The organism is Streptomyces dryopteridis (assembly GCF_049606955.1).
Lineage (GTDB): Bacteria > Actinomycetota > Actinomycetes > Streptomycetales > Streptomycetaceae > Streptomyces.
The window spans coordinates 174,753-190,711 of sequence record NZ_CP187113.1; the positions used below are offsets into that span (position 1 = coordinate 174,753).

The following is a 15,959-nucleotide window of genomic DNA, read 5'->3' on the forward strand; positions in this document are numbered from 1 at the left end:
CCCGTGGTGGGTCGCCGGGGTGGGACGGGGGGCGGGGTTCAGGCGTCCGGGGCGCCGTGGCGCATGCCGCCGTCGGGGGCCAGGCGGGTGGTGCCGAGTTCGTCCACGGCGGCGCGGGCCAGGTCCAGCGGGGTGGCGAAGGACTCGAAGTGGTTGATGCCGCTCAGGTAGCTGCCGTCGGCGCGGCGCATCACCGGCAGGGGTCGGCCGTCGATGCGGACCAGGTCGCCGGCGACGGCGATGTGTCGGCCCCGGTAGGTGCTCTCGCGGACCGGCGGGCCGGGGGCGGGGGCCGGGGCGGCGCGCACGGGAGCGGTGCGGCGACCGGCGCGGAGCACCGGGGCCAGCGCGGCGGCGGTGCCGGCGAGGACGGCGGCGGTGAACGCCGTGCGGAGCAGGGTGCGCCGCGCCGTGGCGGCTGTCGTGTGCATGTGGTCTCCCTCGACGCGCCGGGCCGTGTTCTCGAGGTCCAACGAGGCCCGGCGGACGAGGTCACCGCTCAGGACACGGGGTCGGGGTCGAGGCGCTTGTAGAAGAGGGTGGTGGGACGCAGCCGGCCCTCGGGGTCGGTGGCGTAGTCGGGGATGGTGCCGACCTCGGTGTACCCGGCGGCGGCGTAGAGCGGCTCGGCGCCGCTGTCGGTCTCGGTGTCGAGGTGGAGCAGGGTGACCCCGTCCTCGCGGGCCCCCGATTCCACGGCGGCCAGGAGGGCGCGGGCCACGCCGGTGCGCCGGGCCTCGGGGTGCACCATCACGGTGCAGACCTCGGCGCGGTGGCGTCCGTTGGGCTTGGTCGCGCGGCGCAGTCCGGCGGTGCCGACGGCGCGGCCGGAGGCGTCCTGCGCGATCCACAGGGCGAGGGTCCCGTCGGCGGTCTCGGGTATCCGGCACTCCCACCAGGCGGCGGCCTGGGGCAGGTCGAGGTCTCCGAGGAAGCCGAGCGAGGCCCCCTCGCGCACCACGTCGAGCAGCAGGACACCCAGTTCCTCGTGGCGCAGGCGCAGGGTGGTGGCGGACAGTGCGGTGATCTCCGTCATCCCGACACCCTACCCAAGGGCCCGTTTCGGGCGCGGGGCGCGCGAGCGGGTCGCACGGGCGGCCGGCGGGGCGCGCGGGGTGCGCTCAGGCGGTGGGGCGCGCGGGGCCGCGCAGTCGGGGCAGGTGCAGGTCGCGCACGATGGCAAGCAGGCGCAGGGCGAAGACGAGGGCGGCCGAGACGGCGGTGTTCGCGTCGGCGCCGACCCCGGCGGTGTGCAGGCCGAGGTAGCAGCCGGCGCCGAGGAGGGCGGCGGTGGCGTACACCTCCTCGCGCAGCAGCAGGGGCGGGAACTCGCCGCAGAGCACGTCGCGGACCACCTCGCCGGTGACCCCGGTGAGCACGGCGAGGAGCAGTACGGCGACGGGGGTGACGTGGGCGTCGAGGGCGGCGCGGGCGCCGATCACGGTCACGACGGACAGGCCGACCGCGTCCACCACGAGCAGGGTGCGGCGGGGCAGCTCGCCGCGTCGGCGCAGGTACAGCATGGTCGCGCCGGCCACCCCCGCGATGAGGGTCAGCAACAGCCAGTCGCGGGTCCAGTACAGGGGGTGTCGGTCGAGGATGAGGTCGCGCAGGGTGCCGCCGGAGATCGAGGCGGCGAAGGCGAGCACGAGCCCGCCGAAGGGGTCCATGCGGGCGCGGTGGGCGGCGAGGACTCCGGAGGCCGCGAAGGCGGCGATCCCGAGCAGGTAGAGGGCGTGCGGCACGGCGCCTCCTTCGGGGGCAGGGACGGGGCGACCCGAAGAGACTGCCGGCGGCGGACAGCGGGTCGCTTCGGCCGTTCGGCCGGCGCGGCCCGCCGTTCGGCCGGTCCGTACGGGGTGCTCAGGCGGGCGGGGCCGGCAGGTCGGCGAAAGCGGCGACGAGGTCGAGGTGCCGGCCGGGGGTGCCGAAGGTCGCGGCCTGGGATTTGGCGCGTTTGAGCAGGAGGTGGGTGACGTGTTCCCAGGTCATGCCGAGGCCGCCGTGCAGTTGCAGGCATTCCTCGGCGGCGTGGACGGCGGTGCGCGAGCAGTGGGCCTGGGCCACGGCGACGAGCAGGGGCGCGTCGGCGGCGTCCTTGGCGAGGGCGTCGGCGGCGGCGAGGGCCGCCGCGCGGGCGCCGCCGATCTCGATCCACAGGAGGGCGGCGCGGTGGCCGAGGGCCTGGAAGGAGCCCAGCGGCCGGTTGAACTGTCGGCGGACGCGCAGGTGGGCGACGATCTCGGCGAGGCAGCGTTCGGCGACGCCGAGCTGTTCGGAGGCGAGCAGGCCGGCGGCGGTGAGGAGGGCGCCGGCGACGGCGGCGCGGGCTCCGGTGGGGTCGGCGAGGCGGTGGGCGGGGGCGGCGTCGAGGGTGACGCGGTGCAGGGGGCGGGTCTGGTCGAGGGAGGTGAGGGCGGTGATCCGGGCGTGTTCGGCGGCCACGGCGTACAGGCCGGTGTCGGCGAGGACGAGGAGGATGTCGGCGGCGTCCGCGTCGGCCACGGGGTGGACGGTGCCGGTGAGCCGGCCGGCGGGGTCGGCGCGGATGCCGGTGGGCAGTTCGGCGCCGGGGGCGAGGGTCAGTGGCAGGGCGGGCACGACGAGGGTCTCGGCGCGGGCGAGGCGGCGGAGGAGGGGTTCGGCGGCGGGGTCGTCGCGCAGGCAGCCGAGGAGGATCTCGGGGGCGAGGACCCCGGCGGTGAGGTAGGGGACGGGGGCGACGGCGCGGCCGAGTTCGGTGAGCACGGCGGCGGCCTCGCGGGGGCCGGCGCCGGCGCCGCCGAGGCGTTCGGGGACGAGCAGGGCCAGGGCCCCGATCCCCTGTCCGAGGCGCTGCCACAGGGCCCGGTCGCGGGGGCCGGTGGGGCGGCCGGCGCGGGCGGCCGCCTCGGTGTCGGCGAGGTGTTCCAGGACCCGGGTGGTGGGGCAGTGCTTGTCGAGGAGGGCGCGCACGCTCGCGGCGAGTTCCTCCGCGGCCTCGTCGGCGATCAGGTCCAGGGGGGTCTCGGGGGGCTGCGCGGGCCGCGGGCTCATCGGGCGAGGTCCTTCCAGGGCAGGTCCTTGTCGTCACGGGGTTCGGCGGGCAGGCCGAGGACGCGCTGGGCGATGACGGAGAGCAGGATCTCGCTCGTGCCGCCCTCGATGCTGTTGCCCTTGGCGCGCAGGTAGCGGTAGCCGGCGTCGCGGCCGGTGAAGTCGACGTGTTCGGGGCGGGTCATCGTCCAGTCCCCGTAGAGCAGGCCCTCGTCGCCGGCGAGTTCGAGTTCGAGGGCGCTGATCTCCTGGTTGAGGCGGGCGAAGGTGACCTTGGCGGCGCTGCCCTCGGGGCCGGGGCGGCCGGCGGCGAGTTGTTGGCGCAGGCGTTCGGAGCCCAGGCGGGCGACCTCCGCCTCGACCCACAGGGCGAGCAGGCGTTGGTGCAGGTGGTGGGTGCGGGCCTCGGGTCGGGAGCGCCAGAGCTCGGCGGCCGGGGCGATCATGCCGCCTTCGCGGGGCAGGCGCATGCCGCCGATGGAGACCCGTTCGTTGAGGAGGGTGGTGCGGGCGATCTCCCAGCCCTGGCCGACGGCGCCGAGGCGGTGGGCGTCGGGGACGCGGACGCCGGTGAGGAAGACCTCGTTGAACTCGGCCTCGCCGGTGATCTGGCGCAGCGGGCGGACCTCGACCCCGGGGGCGGTCATATCGCACAGGAAGTACGTGATGCCCTGGTGTTTGGGCAGGTCGGGGTCGGTGCGGGCGACGAGGATGGCCCAGCGGGCGGTGTGCGCGCCGGAGGTCCACACCTTCTGTCCGTCCACCGTCCAGTGCGCGCCGTCGGGGTCGGGGACGGCGCGGGTGGCCAGGGCGGCGAGGTCGGAGCCGGCCCCGGGTTCGCTGAAGAGCTGGCACCAGACCTCCTCGCCGAGCCACAACGGGCGCAGGAAGCGCTCGCGTTGGGCCTCGGTGCCGTGGGCGAGGATGGTGGGCGCGGCCATGCCGAGGCCGATGCCGATGCGGCGGGGGTCGTTGTCGGGGGCGCCGGCGGCTTCGAGGGCGGCGTCCACGCCGGCCTGGAGGGCCCGGGGGGCGCCGAGGCCGCCGAGGCCGGGCGGGAAGTGGACCCAGGCGAGTCCGGCGGCCCAGCGGGCGGCGAGGAACTCGGCGGGCGGGGTCTCGGCCGGCGGGTGGGTGGCCAGGAGTTCGGCGACGCGGGCGCGCAGTCCGGCGGCGTCGGGGACGGGGGCGGGGTCGGCGGGGCTCATCGGGCGGCTCCGGGGAGCAGCACGAGCCGGCCGACGGTGCTGCCCTCGGCGACCCGGGCCACGGCGTCGGCGCCGTCGGCCAGCGGCAGCCGGCCGCCGATGAGCGGGGCGATGGCGCCGGCGGCGGCGAGGCGGGTCAGTTCCTCGTGGCAGGCGCGGACGGCGGCGTGGTCGCGGGCCGCGTACAGGCCCCAGTGCAGGCCGACGAGGGAGTAGTTCTTGACGAGGGCGTGCCCGAGGGCGGGGGTGGGGATGGTGCCGGAGGCGAAGCCGACGACGAGGATCCGGCCCTCGAAGGCGACGCTCTTGGCGGCGACGGTGTGGAAGTCCCCGCCGATGGGGTCGTAGACCACGTCGGCGCCGCGCCCCTCGGTGAACTCCTTGACCCGGGCGGGGACGTCGTCGGCGCGGCGGTCGAGGACGAGGTCGCAGCCGAGGTCGGCGGCGACCTTCGCCTTCTCGGGTCCGCCGACCACGCCGATGACGCGGGCGCCGGCGGCCTTGCCGAGTTGGACGGCGGCGCTGCCGACCCCGCCGGCGGCGGCGCCGACGAGGAGCGTCTCGCCGGGGCGCAGGGCGGCCCGTCGGTGCAGGCCGAACCAGCCGGTCTGGTAGGCGATGTGGAGGGCGGCGGCCGAGGCGTCGTCGAGGGTGTCGGGGGCGGGCAGCAGGGTGTCGGCGGCGGCGAGGGTGTGTTCGGCGAAGCCGCCGTGCGGGAGGGCGGGGGTGGCGATGACGCGTCGCCCGTCCTCGGTCTCGGCGCAGACCTCGATGCCGGGGGTGAAGGGGAGTTCGGGGCGGATCTGGTACTGGCCCCGGCACAGCAGGGCGTCGGGGAAGTTGACGGCGGCGGCCAGGACGCGCAGGCGCACCTGGCCGGGGCCGGGTTCGGGCGGGGGGATCTCCCGGAGGCGCATGACCTCGCGGGGTTCGCCGTTCACGGGTACTCGCCATGCCTGCATCGGGGGCCTCCAGCCGCCGTCGAGGGATCACGCTCGCGCCGCATGCTAAGCGGTCGCTTGGCCCCGTGGGAACCGTCGGGCGCGGGGCCGTCGCGGGTTCGCGGGCGGCGCGGGGATGGTGTTCCGGGGCGGTGGGGGCTATCAATGCGGCGTCGCGCTTCGCCCGTCCGGCCACCGGAGGTCCCCATGCACCCTTCGCCCCTCACCCCGCCCGGGTTGCCGGCCCCGCCGCCGTTGGGCGCGGCGGCCCTGCCGGCGGGGACGTACGCGGGGCGGGTGGTGCTGGTGACGGGGGGTGGCACGGGGCTGGGGCGGGCCATCGCGACGGAGTTCGCGCGGCTGGGCGCGGACCTGGTGCTGGTGGGACGGCGGCCGGAGCCGTTGAAGGCGGTGTGCGAGGAGTTGGCGGCGCTGCCGGGCGCGGGGCGGGCCTCGGCGGCGGTGTGCGACATCCGGGATCCGGAGCGGGTCGCGGAGGTCTTCGACGCGGCGGGGGCGGCGGCGGGGCTGCCGGACGTGTTGGTGAACAACGCGGCGGCGAACTTCCCGAGTCCGGCGGAGGAGTTGTCGCCGAACGCGTGGCGGGCGGTGGTGGACATCACCCTGACGGGTACCTGGTTCGTCACCCGCGAGTTCGGGCGCCGGCACCTGGCGGCCGGCACCCCGGGGTCGGTGCTGAACGTGGGGGCCTCGTACGCGTGGACGGGCGGGCCGGGGTTCGCGCACAGCGCGGCGGCGAAGGCGGGGGTGAAGAGCCTGGTGGAGACCTTGGCGGTGGAGTGGGGGCCGTACGGGATCCAGGTGAACGGCCTGGTGCCGGGTCTGGTGCCGCACGAGGACATGACGGCGGACATCCGGGCCGGTCTGGACCGGGCGGGGGTGGAGCGGGGCGCCGGCGGGGACCGGGCGGCCCGTTCCTCCCCGGCGCACCGGGTGGGCGAGGCGAGGGAGTTGGGCTGGGCGGCCACGTTCCTGGCCTCGCCCTACGGCCGGTTCATCACGGGGCACACCCTGGTGGTGGACGGGGCGAACTGGCAGCGGCGGGCGGTGGTCAACCCGGCGGCGGTGCCCTTGCGGGAGCAGTTGGGTCGGCCCCCGTTCACGGAGCGTCCGTGACGGGGTGGGGGCCGTCGGTCGGGGTGGGTCAGTGGCCCTCGAACTCGGCTTCGCGACGTTCGGCGCGGGCCGCGTAGCCCTCGCGGCAGTCCTCGGAGGCGAGGGTGAGGGCGGCGGAGGCGGCGACCCGGTCGAGGGCGGCGGGGAGGGCCGCGTCGGCGTAGGAGTCGACGGCGCGTTTGACGGCGCGGACGGCGAGGGGGGCCTTGGCGGCGATCTCGGCGGCCAGCGCGGTGACGGTCTTGTCGAGGTCGGCGCGGGGGACGACCTCTTGGACGAGGTTCAGTCGGGCGGCCCGCTCGGCGTCGATGCGGCGGCCGGTCAGGGCGAGCATCTTGGCCCAGCCGGCGCCGGCCTCGCGGGCGATCCGCAGGTCGCCACCGGCGTCCACGGCCACCCCGAGGCCCACTTCGGGGAGGGCGAAGACGGCGTCGTCGGCGGCCACCCGGATGTCGGCGAGCAGGGCCAGTTCGAAGCCGAAGCCGATGCAGGGGCCCTGGACGGCGGCGATCACGGGCTGGGGCAGGCCGGAGAGCACGGCGAAGCGCTCGTGCACCCAGCGGATGCCCTCCCGGTACGCCTCGATCCGGGCGGCGGTGCCCTCGCGGGGCGGGACCAGCCGGCCGGGGGCGGTGACGTCGATGCCGGCGCAGAAGGCCCGCCCCTCGGCCCGCAGCACCACGACGCGGGCCTCGGGGTCGAAGCGGATCCGGTCGGCGAGCAGGCCGAGTTGGCGGCTGGACTCCCAGCTCCAGCCGTTGAGCCGGTCGGGCCGGCACAGGGTGAGCGTGGCGATCCGGTCGGCCACGTGCAGCCGGATCCGTTCCTCGCCCTCGGCGATCTCCGTGGACACGGTGTCGATCACGTGCTCACCCCTTCGAACGGCCGCACCCGGAACGGGTGTTGACGAGCCGTCAGATTAGGGGCGGCGGGTCACCGGGGGAAGAGTTCGAAGGCGACCGCCGGCCGGCCGCCGTAGCGGCCCGCCTGGGAGCCGGCCACCCCGGCGAGGAAGGTTCGCGCGTACTCTTCCGGGTCCTGGTCGGTGAGCGCCTCGATGTAGGCGCGGTGGGCGAGCAGGGAGCGGATCGCGCGTTCCAGGCCCGGTTCGGCGGGGACGGCGTGGTCGGCGTGCGGGCTGCCGGAGACGGCGACCCAGCGCACCCCGTCCCAGGGGGCGAGGCCCTGTTCGGCGAGGAGTTCGGGGAAGATCCAGCGGTTGCCGGCGTCGGAGGCGGCGTCGAGGGTGGCCCGGCCGACGGCCTTGTGGTCGGGGGTGTTCCAGTGGTTGCCGGGCCAGGTGTCGTACGGGTTGAGGGTGAGCACGAGTTCGGGGCGGTGCCGGCGGATCGCGGCGGCGATGTCCCGGCGCAGGGCGGGCCCGTACTCCACGACCCCGTCGGCGTGGTCGAGGAACTCGACCACCGACACGCCGACCTCGGCGGCGCTCGCGATCTGCTCGGCCTCGCGCAGCGCGGCGCAGGCGGTGGGCTCGATCCCGTCGATCCCGGCCTCGCCCCGGGTGGCGAGCAGGTAGACGATATCCTTGCCGGCCTCGGTCCACTGGGCGATGGCGGCGGCGCAGCCGTATTCGAGGTCGTCGGGGTGGGCGACGACGGCCAGCGCGCGGGTCCAGTCGGCGGGCATGTCGGCGAAGGGGGACGGGGCGTTCTCGATTTCGCTCACACGAACGACGATAGAAGATCCCTTCCGAACGGGCGCGACGGGCCCGGCCCCGATCCCCCGACGCGGGCGTCTCGGCATGTGGACTACGATCGCGTGATCGAATTCTCGGGGGACGAAGGGGGGACGCCGGCGTGCGGTCCGCGTGGATGTGGTGGTTGTACGACCGGGCCGGGGAGCTGGGCTGGTCCGACGGGCCCCTGCGGGCGACCGTCGGCACCGTGGCGGTGCTCGCGACGGCCGCCCTGGCCTGGGTGACCCTGCACCGCCACCACCCGGCCCGGCTGGTGGCGGCCGGGGCGGTGACGGTGCTCGGGGTGTGCTGGCTGGCCCTGCACTGAGAGCCCCCCGGCCGGCCGTCAGCGGTCGTGCACCAAATCCAGCAGGCGGTCCAGCACCCGGCCGCCGGAGGTCCGCAGCCCGTCGTGCTCGTACTCGTCGGTGACCCAGGTGCGCAGGCCCCGGATCGTGCGGGCGGTGACCAGGGAGTCGGCGGTGTCCACGTACATGTCGTCGTGGTAGATCGCGGCCGCGACCGGCACCTCGTTGGCGGCCAGCCGCGCCGGGTCGTACAGCGGGGTCCAGCCGGTGCGGTGGGCGAGGGCCTCGGCGGTCTCGCGCAGCGGGGCCAGGGCCGGGTCGACGCTGAAGTGCCAGGGGTGGATGGTCTCGCCGGTGAACAGGACCGGCGTGTCGGGTCCGGCGTCGAGGGCGAGGTCCGCGTCGAAGGCGGGGTGTTCGGCGCGGATCCGTTCGGCGGCCCAGGCGGTGGGCCGCTCGGGGTCCTGGGCGTAGAGGGATTCCTGGAGCAGGGCGTACAGCGGGTGCCCGGCGAAGGACAGCAGGGCGCCGACCCGCTCCAGGAAGGAGTCGGCCAGGGTGGGTCGGGCGGTGCCGGGCAGGAACGCCTCGGCGAGCAGCAGGTGCAGGGCGTGGGTGCCCTCGCCTGAGCCGAGGGCGAGGCCGAGGGACTGGAAGGACTCCACGGTCAGCCGGTGCCCGCCGGGCAGTGTGGTGGGGTGTTCGCGCAGGTGCGCGGCGATGGCCCGGACCCGCGCCAGGTCCTGGGGGTGGCGGGCGTAGTGGGCGGTGTTCTTGGCCCGAACGCGGGGGTAGGAGGCGCGGTACACGCCGTCGGCGTCGGTGGTCAGGCCGGGCAGCCCGCCGGTGATCAGGGCGTGGGTGAGGCCCTCGGGGGCCACCGAGAGGTAGTGGGTGACGCAGAACCCGCCGAAGCTCTGCCCCAGGACGCTCCAGGGCGCGCCGCCGGTGAGGGCGAGGCGGACGGCCTCGGCGTCGGCGACGATCGCGTCGGCCCGGAAGTGCGCGAGGTGTTCGGCCTGGGCCTCGGGCCCGCCCCGGGCGGGCAGGGTCTGCCGGTTGGCGGGGCTGGACAGGCCGGTGCCGCGCTGGTCGAGGAGGAGCACGCGGTGGTCGCGCAGGGCCCGGTCCAGCCATGCCTGGCGGCCGATGAAGCGGCGGGCCCCGAAGCCGGGGCCGCCCTCCAGATACAGCAGCCAGGGCAGGGTCTCGGGGTCGCGGCCGACCGGGGCCAGTTCGCGGGCGTGCAGTTCCAGGCGTTCGCCGTCGGGGCGGGCGTGGTCCAGGGGCACGCTGAAGGCGTGGTCGGTGAGGACCACCCCGGGCTGTCGCCAGGCGGGGGCCGCGGGCCGGGTCAGGGCCGGTCGGACGGCGAAGGGGACGGGGGCGCGCAGCGGACGCGTCGGGGTGGGCACGGACACGGCGGGGCTCTTTCACGGGAGCGGGCCCGACCGGCCGCGCGCGGGCGGGGGTGGTGCGCGGCGCGGGCGGTCGGGCGTGACGGGTGGTCGGGGTGGGCGGTCGGGGTGGGCGTGCGGCCCCGGGTCAGAACTCGACGACGGACCGCAGCACGTTGCCGGAGGCCATGCGGGCGAAGGCGCCCTCCACGTCGTCGAGCGGGATGGTCTCGGAGACGAACGCGTCCAGGTCGAGCCGGCCCTGGAGGTAGAGGTCGACGAGGACGGGGAAGTCGCGTTCGGGCAGGCAGTCCCCGTACCAGGAGGACTTCAGGGAGCCGCCCCGGCCGAACACGTCCAGCAGGGGGAGTTCCAGGCGCATCTCGGGGGTGGGGACGCCGACGAGGACGGTGGTGCCGGCCAGGTCGCGGGCGTAGAACGCCTGTTGGTAGGTCTCGGGGCGGCCGACCGCGTCGATGACCACGTCGGCGCCGTGGCCGCCGGTGAGTTCGCGGATGGCCTCGACCACGTCGACCTCGCGGGCGGCGAGGGTGTGGGTGGCGCCGAGGGAGCGGGCGGCGTCGAGTTTGCCGGGGTCGACGTCGACGGCGATGATCCGCCCGGCGCCGGCGAGGCGGGCGCCGGCGACGGCGGCGTTGCCGACCCCGCCGCAGCCGATGACGGCCACGGAGTCGCCGCGCGAGACGTTGCCGGTGTTGATGGCGGCGCCGAGGCCCGCCATCACCCCGCAGCCGAGGAGTCCGACGGCGGCCGGGCGGGCGGCGGGGTCGACCTTGGTGCACTGGCCGGCGGCCACGAGGGTCTTCTCGGCGAAGGCGCCGATGCCGAGGGCCGGGCTGAGCGGGGTGCCGTCCTCCAGGGTCATGGGCTGGGTCGCGTTGTGGGTGGCGAAGCAGTACCAGGGCCGGCCGCGCCGACAGGCCCGACAATCCCCGCACACAGCGCGCCAGTTGAGGACGACGAAGTCACCGGGGGCCACGTTGGTGACGCCCTCGCCGACGGCCTCGACCTCGCCGGCGGCCTCGTGGCCGAGGAGGAAGGGGAACTCGTCGTTGATGCCGCCCTCGCGGTAGTGCAGGTCGGTGTGGCACACGCCGCATGCCTTCACCCGCACCAGCGCCTCGCCCGGTCCGGGGTCCGGCACCAGGATGGTGGTGGTCTCCACCGGCTCGCCCTTGCTGCGCGCGATGACCCCGCGTACGCGATGAGTCACGTCGTCCCTCGCTCTCCTCGGCTCTGTTCGGCACCGGTCGGCGTGGCCCTGTCGGGATCGTCCGTCCGGGTCGTGTCGATCATCGCACGGTGACCGGCGCCGATCGGGGCCCGCGTCCGGATCCGGTGCGGGCGCGGGGGCCGGGACGGGGATTCAGGGCACGAGGGTCAGCCGGGGGTCCTCGGCCGCCGCCGCGCGCAGGGCCGCGGCGAACGCGGCGGACGCGGGATGCCCGGCGCCGCCGGCCCGGACCGCCAGGACCGTGTGCCGGCGCATCGGCAGGGCCGTCAACCGCACCCCGGGCGGGGGTCCGCCGGCCGGCAGGCCCAGGGCGGGGACCACCGTGACCCCTTGGCCGGCGGCCACGAGGGCCAGCGCGGTCGCGAACTCGTCCACGCGGTGCCGGATCCGGGGGGTGAACCCGGCGGCCCGGCAGGAGCCCAGCAGCATGGTGTGGCACAGGGTGCCGGGGGTGGCCGTGATCCAGGGGTCGTCGCGGTGTTCGGCGAGCACCGCCCAGGGGTCCCCGGCGCCGTCCCCGTCGGCGGGCCGGCGGGCGGCGGGGGCGGCGAGGTGCAGGGGTTCGTGGAAGAGGGCGCGGGTCTCCAGGCCGGGCTCCTCGGGCAGCGGGGCGAGGTCGTAGGCGTGTCGCAGCGCCAGGTCGAGGTCCCCGCCGCGCAGGGCCTGCGCCACGCCGGCCGGGTCCGTCTCGGTGACGTGCACCTCCAGCGCGGGGTGCCGGGACCCGAGATCGGTGAGGACCTCGGGCACGAGGGAGCGCGCGGCGGTCGGGAACGCGCCCAGCCGCAGGACTCCCCCGAGCCCGCCCCGGGCCCGCGCGAGCTCCCCCTCGGCCCGCTCCAGGTGCCGCAGCACCGCCTCGGCGTGCCCGACCAGAGCCAGGGCGGCGGGGGTGAGGGAGACCTTGCGTCCGGTGCGCTCCAGCAGCGGCAGGCCGGCCTCGCGTTCCAGGGTCGACAGTTGTTGGGAGACCGCCGAGGGGCTGAAGTTCAGGGCTTCGGCGACGGCGGCGATGGTGCCCCGGTGGGCGAGTTCGCGCAGCAGGCGCAGGCGTCGGACGTCGAGCATCGGCCCAGCTTACGCTCGGCGCCGGAAAAGCGAACTGGACCCGGCGCTCGACGCCGGCGCAGGCTCGGTCCATGAGCCGACGCACGCACACCACGACCGAACGCCCGGGGACCACGACCGCCCGCCCGGAGGGGATCCACGTCCCGCTGGTGACCCCGTTCACCGCCGAGGGCGAACTCGCCGCGCCGGCCCTGGAGGCGCTCGCGCACCGGGTGCTGTCGCAGGGCGCGGCGGGGCTGGTGGCCCTGGGCACCACCGGCGAGCCCGCCGCCCTGGACCCGGCGGAGCGCCGGGCCGTGACCCTCGCGTGCGCCCGGGCCTGCCGCGAGCACGATCGGTCGCTCACGATCGGGGTGGGCGGCGGCGACACGCGGGCGGTCGCGGCGGGGCTCACGGCCTTGGCCGAGCTGCCCGGACTGCCGGAGCGGACGGCGGCGCTGGTGACCGTGCCGGCCTTCACCCGCCCCTCGCCGGCCGGGGTGTTGGCGCACGTGCGCCGGCTCGCGGCGGCCTCGCCGGTGCCGCTGATCGTCTATCACATCCCGTACCGCACGGGGCTCGCGCTGGACGCGGAGACCCTGCGGGCCCTGTTGGCCGTGCCCGGGGTGGCCGGGATGAAGTACGCCGCCGGACAGGTGGACGCGGACACGGTGGCGCTGGCGGCCGACGCCCCGGCCGGCCCGAGCCTGTTGGCCGGGGACGACCTGCTGTTGGCCCCGCTGCTGGCCCTGGGCGCCCGGGGCGGGATCCTGGCCTCGGCGCACCTGGCCACGGGCCGGTTCGCGGCCGTCGCCGAGGCGTGGCGGACCGGGACGGCCCGTACCGGCGCGGGCACCCGGGAGACGGAACGGGCCCTGGCCCGGTGGGGGGCGACCCTGTTCGCGGAGCCGAACCCGGCGGTCCTCAAGGGGGTGCTGCACGCGCGCGGCCTGATCCCGACCCCCGATGTGCGACTGCCGCTGCTGCCGGCCGCGCCGGAGTCGGTGGCCTCGGCCCTGGCGGCGCTCGCCCGCGCGGAGACGGCGGGCGACACGACGGACGGGGTGACGGACGGGGCCACGGGGGACGCGCGGGCCGCGTGAGCTCGGACTCCCTCGGGGGCCGCGCGGCATGATCACGGGCCGGGCGGGCCGGATACCGGGGGTCGCGCGCGTCCGACCGGGCCCGCGCTCCCCCGCGCGAAAGGCGTCCCCGTGCCCCTCGATCCCCAGGCCCCACCACCGACCCCGTCCCTCACCCCGACCCGTGCGCACACCCCGGAGGAGCGGCGCCGGTACTACGGGGCGCATCCCGCGCCCTTGACCGTGGTTCACCGCGCTGGTGGTGGACGAGGCCGGCCGCGGTCACCGACCGGGAGGGGCCCGAGGAGGGCCTGGCCCACGAACTCAAGGAGGAGTTGGGGCTGTCGGTGCCGGTGGGGCGGTTGTTGGCCGTGGACTCGCGGGCTTCGGGCGAGTTGGGGCACTCGCTGGTGGCGCTGGTGTACCTGGTGGGTCCGTTGACCCCGGCCGAGGCGGCCTCGATCACCCACCCGGACGGGGAGGTGATCGAGGCCCGGTAGCCGGAGCCGGCGGCGGCGGAGGCGGAGTTGCCGCCTCGGCTCGCGCCCCGGTCGGCGGCGGGACCGGCGGCCTGGCACAACGGGACGGTCGCGCACCTGGTGGAGGGGGCGGCGCAGCCCTGATCGGCGGCGGGGGTGCCGGCGGCGGTGCGGGCGGAGCGGGAGGCCGTGCACGACCTGGACGCGGCCTCGCACCTGGCCGGGCGCCCGAAGTCGCTGACGGCCGCGACCCTGGTGTGCGCGGACGCGGCGGGCCGGGTGCTGCTCGTGCGCACCGCGTACGGGCGGCGGCGCCGGCAACTGCCCGGCGGCGGCGTGGACAGAGACACCGGGGAGACCCCGCGCGAGGCGGCCCGCCGGGAGGCGTGGGAGGAACTCGGGCCGGACCTCGCGCCGGGACGGCTGCTCGCGGTGGACCGGATCCGCCGGGAGCCCCGTCCGACGCGGGTGGGGTGGGTGTACGAGGGCCCGTTCGTGGACGCCGAGCTGACGGCCCGGATCCGACTGGCCCCGGTGGAGCTCGCGGCGTGGCGGATGGCGGGGCCCGAGGAGTGGGAGGCCCTGGTGCCGGCGCGGACGGCGGCCCGACTGCGGGAGGTGACGCGCGTGCTGCGGGAGGGCGGCGGACCCGTCGAACTGTGCGAGGGGCGCCGGGTCGAGGAGGGCGGGGCGGGCGCGGACGGGTGAAGGGGGCGGGGCCGATCGGGGTCCGACGCGCGGGGTGGGCTCGCCCGCCCGGGTGATCGCGGGGCCGAACAGGGTGCCGGGAGCGGACATCCCGGGCGAACGGGCCATCATCGACAGGGCCCGGCCGCCCCGCCAGAGACCGGCCGACGTACCAGGGAGGTCCCCATGCGCAGGCTCACCACGGCGCTCACGGCCGTCGGCGGCGCCCTGTTGGCGCTCGGAGCGGGCGTCCCGGACGCGCCGGCCGCCCGGCCGGACCGGGGCACGCGCGAGGTGAGCTGGACGGCGGGGGACGCGGCCCGGTACTGGACCCCCGAACGCATGGCCTCGGCGCGGGCCTGGGAACCGCCCCCGACCGCGCCGAACCCCGCCCGCCCCGCGCCCGACGCGGGCACCCCGGCCCCCGTCCCGCAGCACGGCGGGGAGACGGACGCGGACGGGGCCGAGGCGCGCGGGCCGGACGAGGTCACCTCCGAGGGCGGGTGGACCGTGCCCGCCGGGGCCGTGCGGGGCGGCGCCGCCCCCGAGCACCGGCCGGGCACCGGCCGTGATTTCGACGGGACGCCGACGGTGGGCCGGATGTACCTGGCCCGCGGTGACGGCTCGTACTTCTGCACCGCGAGCGTCGTCGACTCCCCCGCCGGGGACCTCGTGCTGACGGCCGCCCACTGCCTGGTGGGCAACGAGGCGCGCCGGATGGCCTTCGTGCCGCGCTCGACGAAGGCGACGCCGCGCCCGTACGGCATGTTCCCGGTACGCGTGGACGGCGCGGGCCGCTCGGTGGTGTACGCCGACGACCGGTACCGGGCCCGGGGTCCGGAGCGGGGGGCGCTGTGGGACGTGGCCTTCGTCCGGGTCGGCGCGGGCGCGGACGGACGCACCGTGCGGGCCACGGTGGGCGCCAACCGGCTGGTGACGAGCGGGGCGTGGGAGTTTCCGAAGGTGCGGCTGATCGGGCATCCGGCGAGCACGGCGCGCCCCCGGGTCTGCGAGAACCGGACCACGAAGTTCACCAGTACCGATCCCGGCAGCCCGGGCTCGTTCCTGCGGATCGACTGCACGGGCTTTCCCGGCGGGACGAGCGGGGGCCCCTTCCTGGTGGATTGGGACGAGCGCCGGGGCAGCGGGGACGTGGTGGGGCTGATCGGCGGGTGGAAGACGGGTGGTCCGACGGCGGACACCTCCTACAGTCCGCCCTTCGGCGCGGACGTCCGGCGCCTGTACGAGCGGGCCGGCGGCACCCCGAAGGGGTGAATTGTCCGATTGGGGAACAACGCCCGGAGTTATTCGTGACATGGGTCACGGGGAATTCCCGCACCGTGAAGATCGATTTCCCGACACCGCCCCGCGGGCAAGGAAACTGACGGGCGATCGACACGATGCGCGATGATCGAATTCCCACCTCCCGGGGAATTCGGCACTTGTCCGGATCTTTTTCCGCGACATACGGTCACGGCAATCCGAGGGAACGCCGAATCCTGCCGCCCTCGGGGAACCCATTCCCGGCACCACCCACGGCAGGAAGCGGGGGACCCAGGTCAGTACGCCGTACGCGGGAGCACGCGCCGCCGACGGCTCGGGGTGAAGTCGCGCGACCGCGCGGCCGGACGGTCTCTGGTCCGAACCCGACAGCTCACCTCGCAGGCGACGGAGAGGAAGCACCCC

General features: G+C 76.5%; 17 protein-coding genes and 1 riboswitch. Of the genes, 6 read left to right on the plus strand and 11 right to left on the minus strand.

Features of this window, described 5'->3' with window-relative positions; translation table 11 throughout:
• Positions 1–38: 38 nt before the first annotated feature.
• The 6 genes from ACN20G_RS00750 to ACN20G_RS00775 form a co-directional block, all read right to left on the minus strand.
• On the minus strand, positions 39–431 hold the full coding sequence (locus ACN20G_RS00750; protein WP_424210729.1) for a tyrosinase family oxidase copper chaperone: 393 nt from the start codon (positions 429–431) through the stop codon (positions 39–41).
• Positions 432–499: 68 nt separating this feature from the next.
• On the minus strand, positions 500–1,036 hold the full coding sequence (locus ACN20G_RS00755) for an N-acetyltransferase family protein (protein WP_424210730.1): 537 nt from the start codon (positions 1,034–1,036) through the stop codon (positions 500–502).
• A gap of 85 nt (positions 1,037–1,121) precedes the next feature.
• Positions 1,122–1,745 carry a trimeric intracellular cation channel family protein gene (locus ACN20G_RS00760; protein ID WP_424210731.1) on the minus strand — a complete coding sequence of 208 codons (624 nt, stop codon included), beginning with the start codon at positions 1,743–1,745 and terminating at the stop codon, positions 1,122–1,124.
• Positions 1,746–1,863: 118 nt separating this feature from the next.
• Positions 1,864–3,036, minus strand: a complete 1,173-nt coding sequence (locus tag ACN20G_RS00765) for an acyl-CoA dehydrogenase family protein (RefSeq protein WP_424210732.1) — start codon at positions 3,034–3,036, stop codon at positions 1,864–1,866.
• Positions 3,033–4,244, minus strand: a complete 1,212-nt coding sequence (locus tag ACN20G_RS00770) for an acyl-CoA dehydrogenase family protein (RefSeq protein ID WP_424210733.1) — start codon at positions 4,242–4,244, stop codon at positions 3,033–3,035. The genes ACN20G_RS00765 and ACN20G_RS00770 overlap by 4 nt, the downstream gene beginning before the upstream one ends.
• Positions 4,241–5,206, minus strand: coding sequence for an NADPH:quinone oxidoreductase family protein (locus ACN20G_RS00775; RefSeq protein ID WP_424210734.1), 966 nt, complete (start codon positions 5,204–5,206; stop codon positions 4,241–4,243). The genes ACN20G_RS00770 and ACN20G_RS00775 overlap by 4 nt, the downstream gene beginning before the upstream one ends.
• A gap of 186 nt (positions 5,207–5,392) precedes the next feature.
• On the opposite strand from ACN20G_RS00775, the gene ACN20G_RS00780 reads away from it, so the two are divergent.
• Complete coding sequence (locus tag ACN20G_RS00780) at positions 5,393–6,322, plus strand: SDR family oxidoreductase (protein WP_424210735.1); 930 nt, start codon at positions 5,393–5,395, stop codon at positions 6,320–6,322.
• Positions 6,323–6,350: 28 nt separating this feature from the next.
• Here the strand turns inward: ACN20G_RS00780 and ACN20G_RS00785 are convergent, their stop codons facing one another.
• Positions 6,351–7,187 (minus strand): enoyl-CoA hydratase/isomerase family protein, encoded by an 837-nt coding sequence (locus tag ACN20G_RS00785; RefSeq protein ID WP_424210736.1) that lies wholly within the window; start codon positions 7,185–7,187, stop codon positions 6,351–6,353.
• 68 nt (positions 7,188–7,255) lie between these two features.
• A complete protein-coding gene (locus tag ACN20G_RS00790; protein ID WP_424215312.1) occupies positions 7,256–7,969 on the minus strand; it encodes a PIG-L deacetylase family protein in 714 nt (237 codons plus the stop codon).
• Positions 7,970–8,139: 170 nt separating this feature from the next.
• Here ACN20G_RS00790 and ACN20G_RS00795 point away from each other — a divergent pair, with 170 nt between their 5' ends.
• Positions 8,140–8,346 (plus strand): hypothetical protein, encoded by a 207-nt coding sequence (locus ACN20G_RS00795; protein ID WP_424210737.1) that lies wholly within the window; start codon positions 8,140–8,142, stop codon positions 8,344–8,346.
• 18 nt (positions 8,347–8,364) lie between these two features.
• Here the strand turns inward: ACN20G_RS00795 and ACN20G_RS00800 are convergent, their stop codons facing one another.
• From ACN20G_RS00800 to ACN20G_RS00810, 3 genes are all read right to left on the minus strand, one after another.
• On the minus strand, positions 8,365–9,684 hold the full coding sequence (locus tag ACN20G_RS00800; RefSeq protein WP_424215313.1) for an alpha/beta fold hydrolase: 1,320 nt from the start codon (positions 9,682–9,684) through the stop codon (positions 8,365–8,367).
• 187 nt (positions 9,685–9,871) lie between these two features.
• Complete coding sequence (locus ACN20G_RS00805; RefSeq protein WP_424210738.1) at positions 9,872–10,957, minus strand: S-(hydroxymethyl)mycothiol dehydrogenase; 1,086 nt, start codon at positions 10,955–10,957, stop codon at positions 9,872–9,874.
• 153 nt (positions 10,958–11,110) lie between these two features.
• Entirely contained in the window at positions 11,111–12,046 is a 936-nt protein-coding gene (locus ACN20G_RS00810; protein WP_424210739.1) for a LysR substrate-binding domain-containing protein, read from the minus strand.
• Positions 12,047–12,117: 71 nt separating this feature from the next.
• On the opposite strand from ACN20G_RS00810, the gene ACN20G_RS00815 reads away from it, so the two are divergent.
• The 4 genes from ACN20G_RS00815 (at position 12,118) to ACN20G_RS00830 (ending at position 15,548) form a co-directional block, all read left to right on the plus strand.
• Positions 12,118–13,128 carry a dihydrodipicolinate synthase family protein gene (locus ACN20G_RS00815; protein ID WP_424210740.1) on the plus strand — a complete coding sequence of 337 codons (1,011 nt, stop codon included), beginning with the start codon at positions 12,118–12,120 and terminating at the stop codon, positions 13,126–13,128.
• 314 nt (positions 13,129–13,442) lie between these two features.
• Positions 13,443–13,607, plus strand: coding sequence for a hypothetical protein (locus ACN20G_RS00820; protein WP_424210741.1), 165 nt, complete (start codon positions 13,443–13,445; stop codon positions 13,605–13,607).
• A gap of 168 nt (positions 13,608–13,775) precedes the next feature.
• Positions 13,776–14,294, plus strand: coding sequence for an NUDIX domain-containing protein (locus ACN20G_RS00825; RefSeq protein ID WP_424210742.1), 519 nt, complete (start codon positions 13,776–13,778; stop codon positions 14,292–14,294).
• A gap of 165 nt (positions 14,295–14,459) precedes the next feature.
• Entirely contained in the window at positions 14,460–15,548 is a 1,089-nt protein-coding gene (locus tag ACN20G_RS00830; protein WP_424210743.1) for a trypsin-like peptidase domain-containing protein, read from the plus strand.
• A 205-nt stretch (positions 15,549–15,753) separates the two neighbouring features.
• A riboswitch (cyclic di-AMP (ydaO/yuaA leader) is annotated at positions 15,754–15,956 on the plus strand.
• Positions 15,957–15,959: the final 3 nt, after the last annotated feature.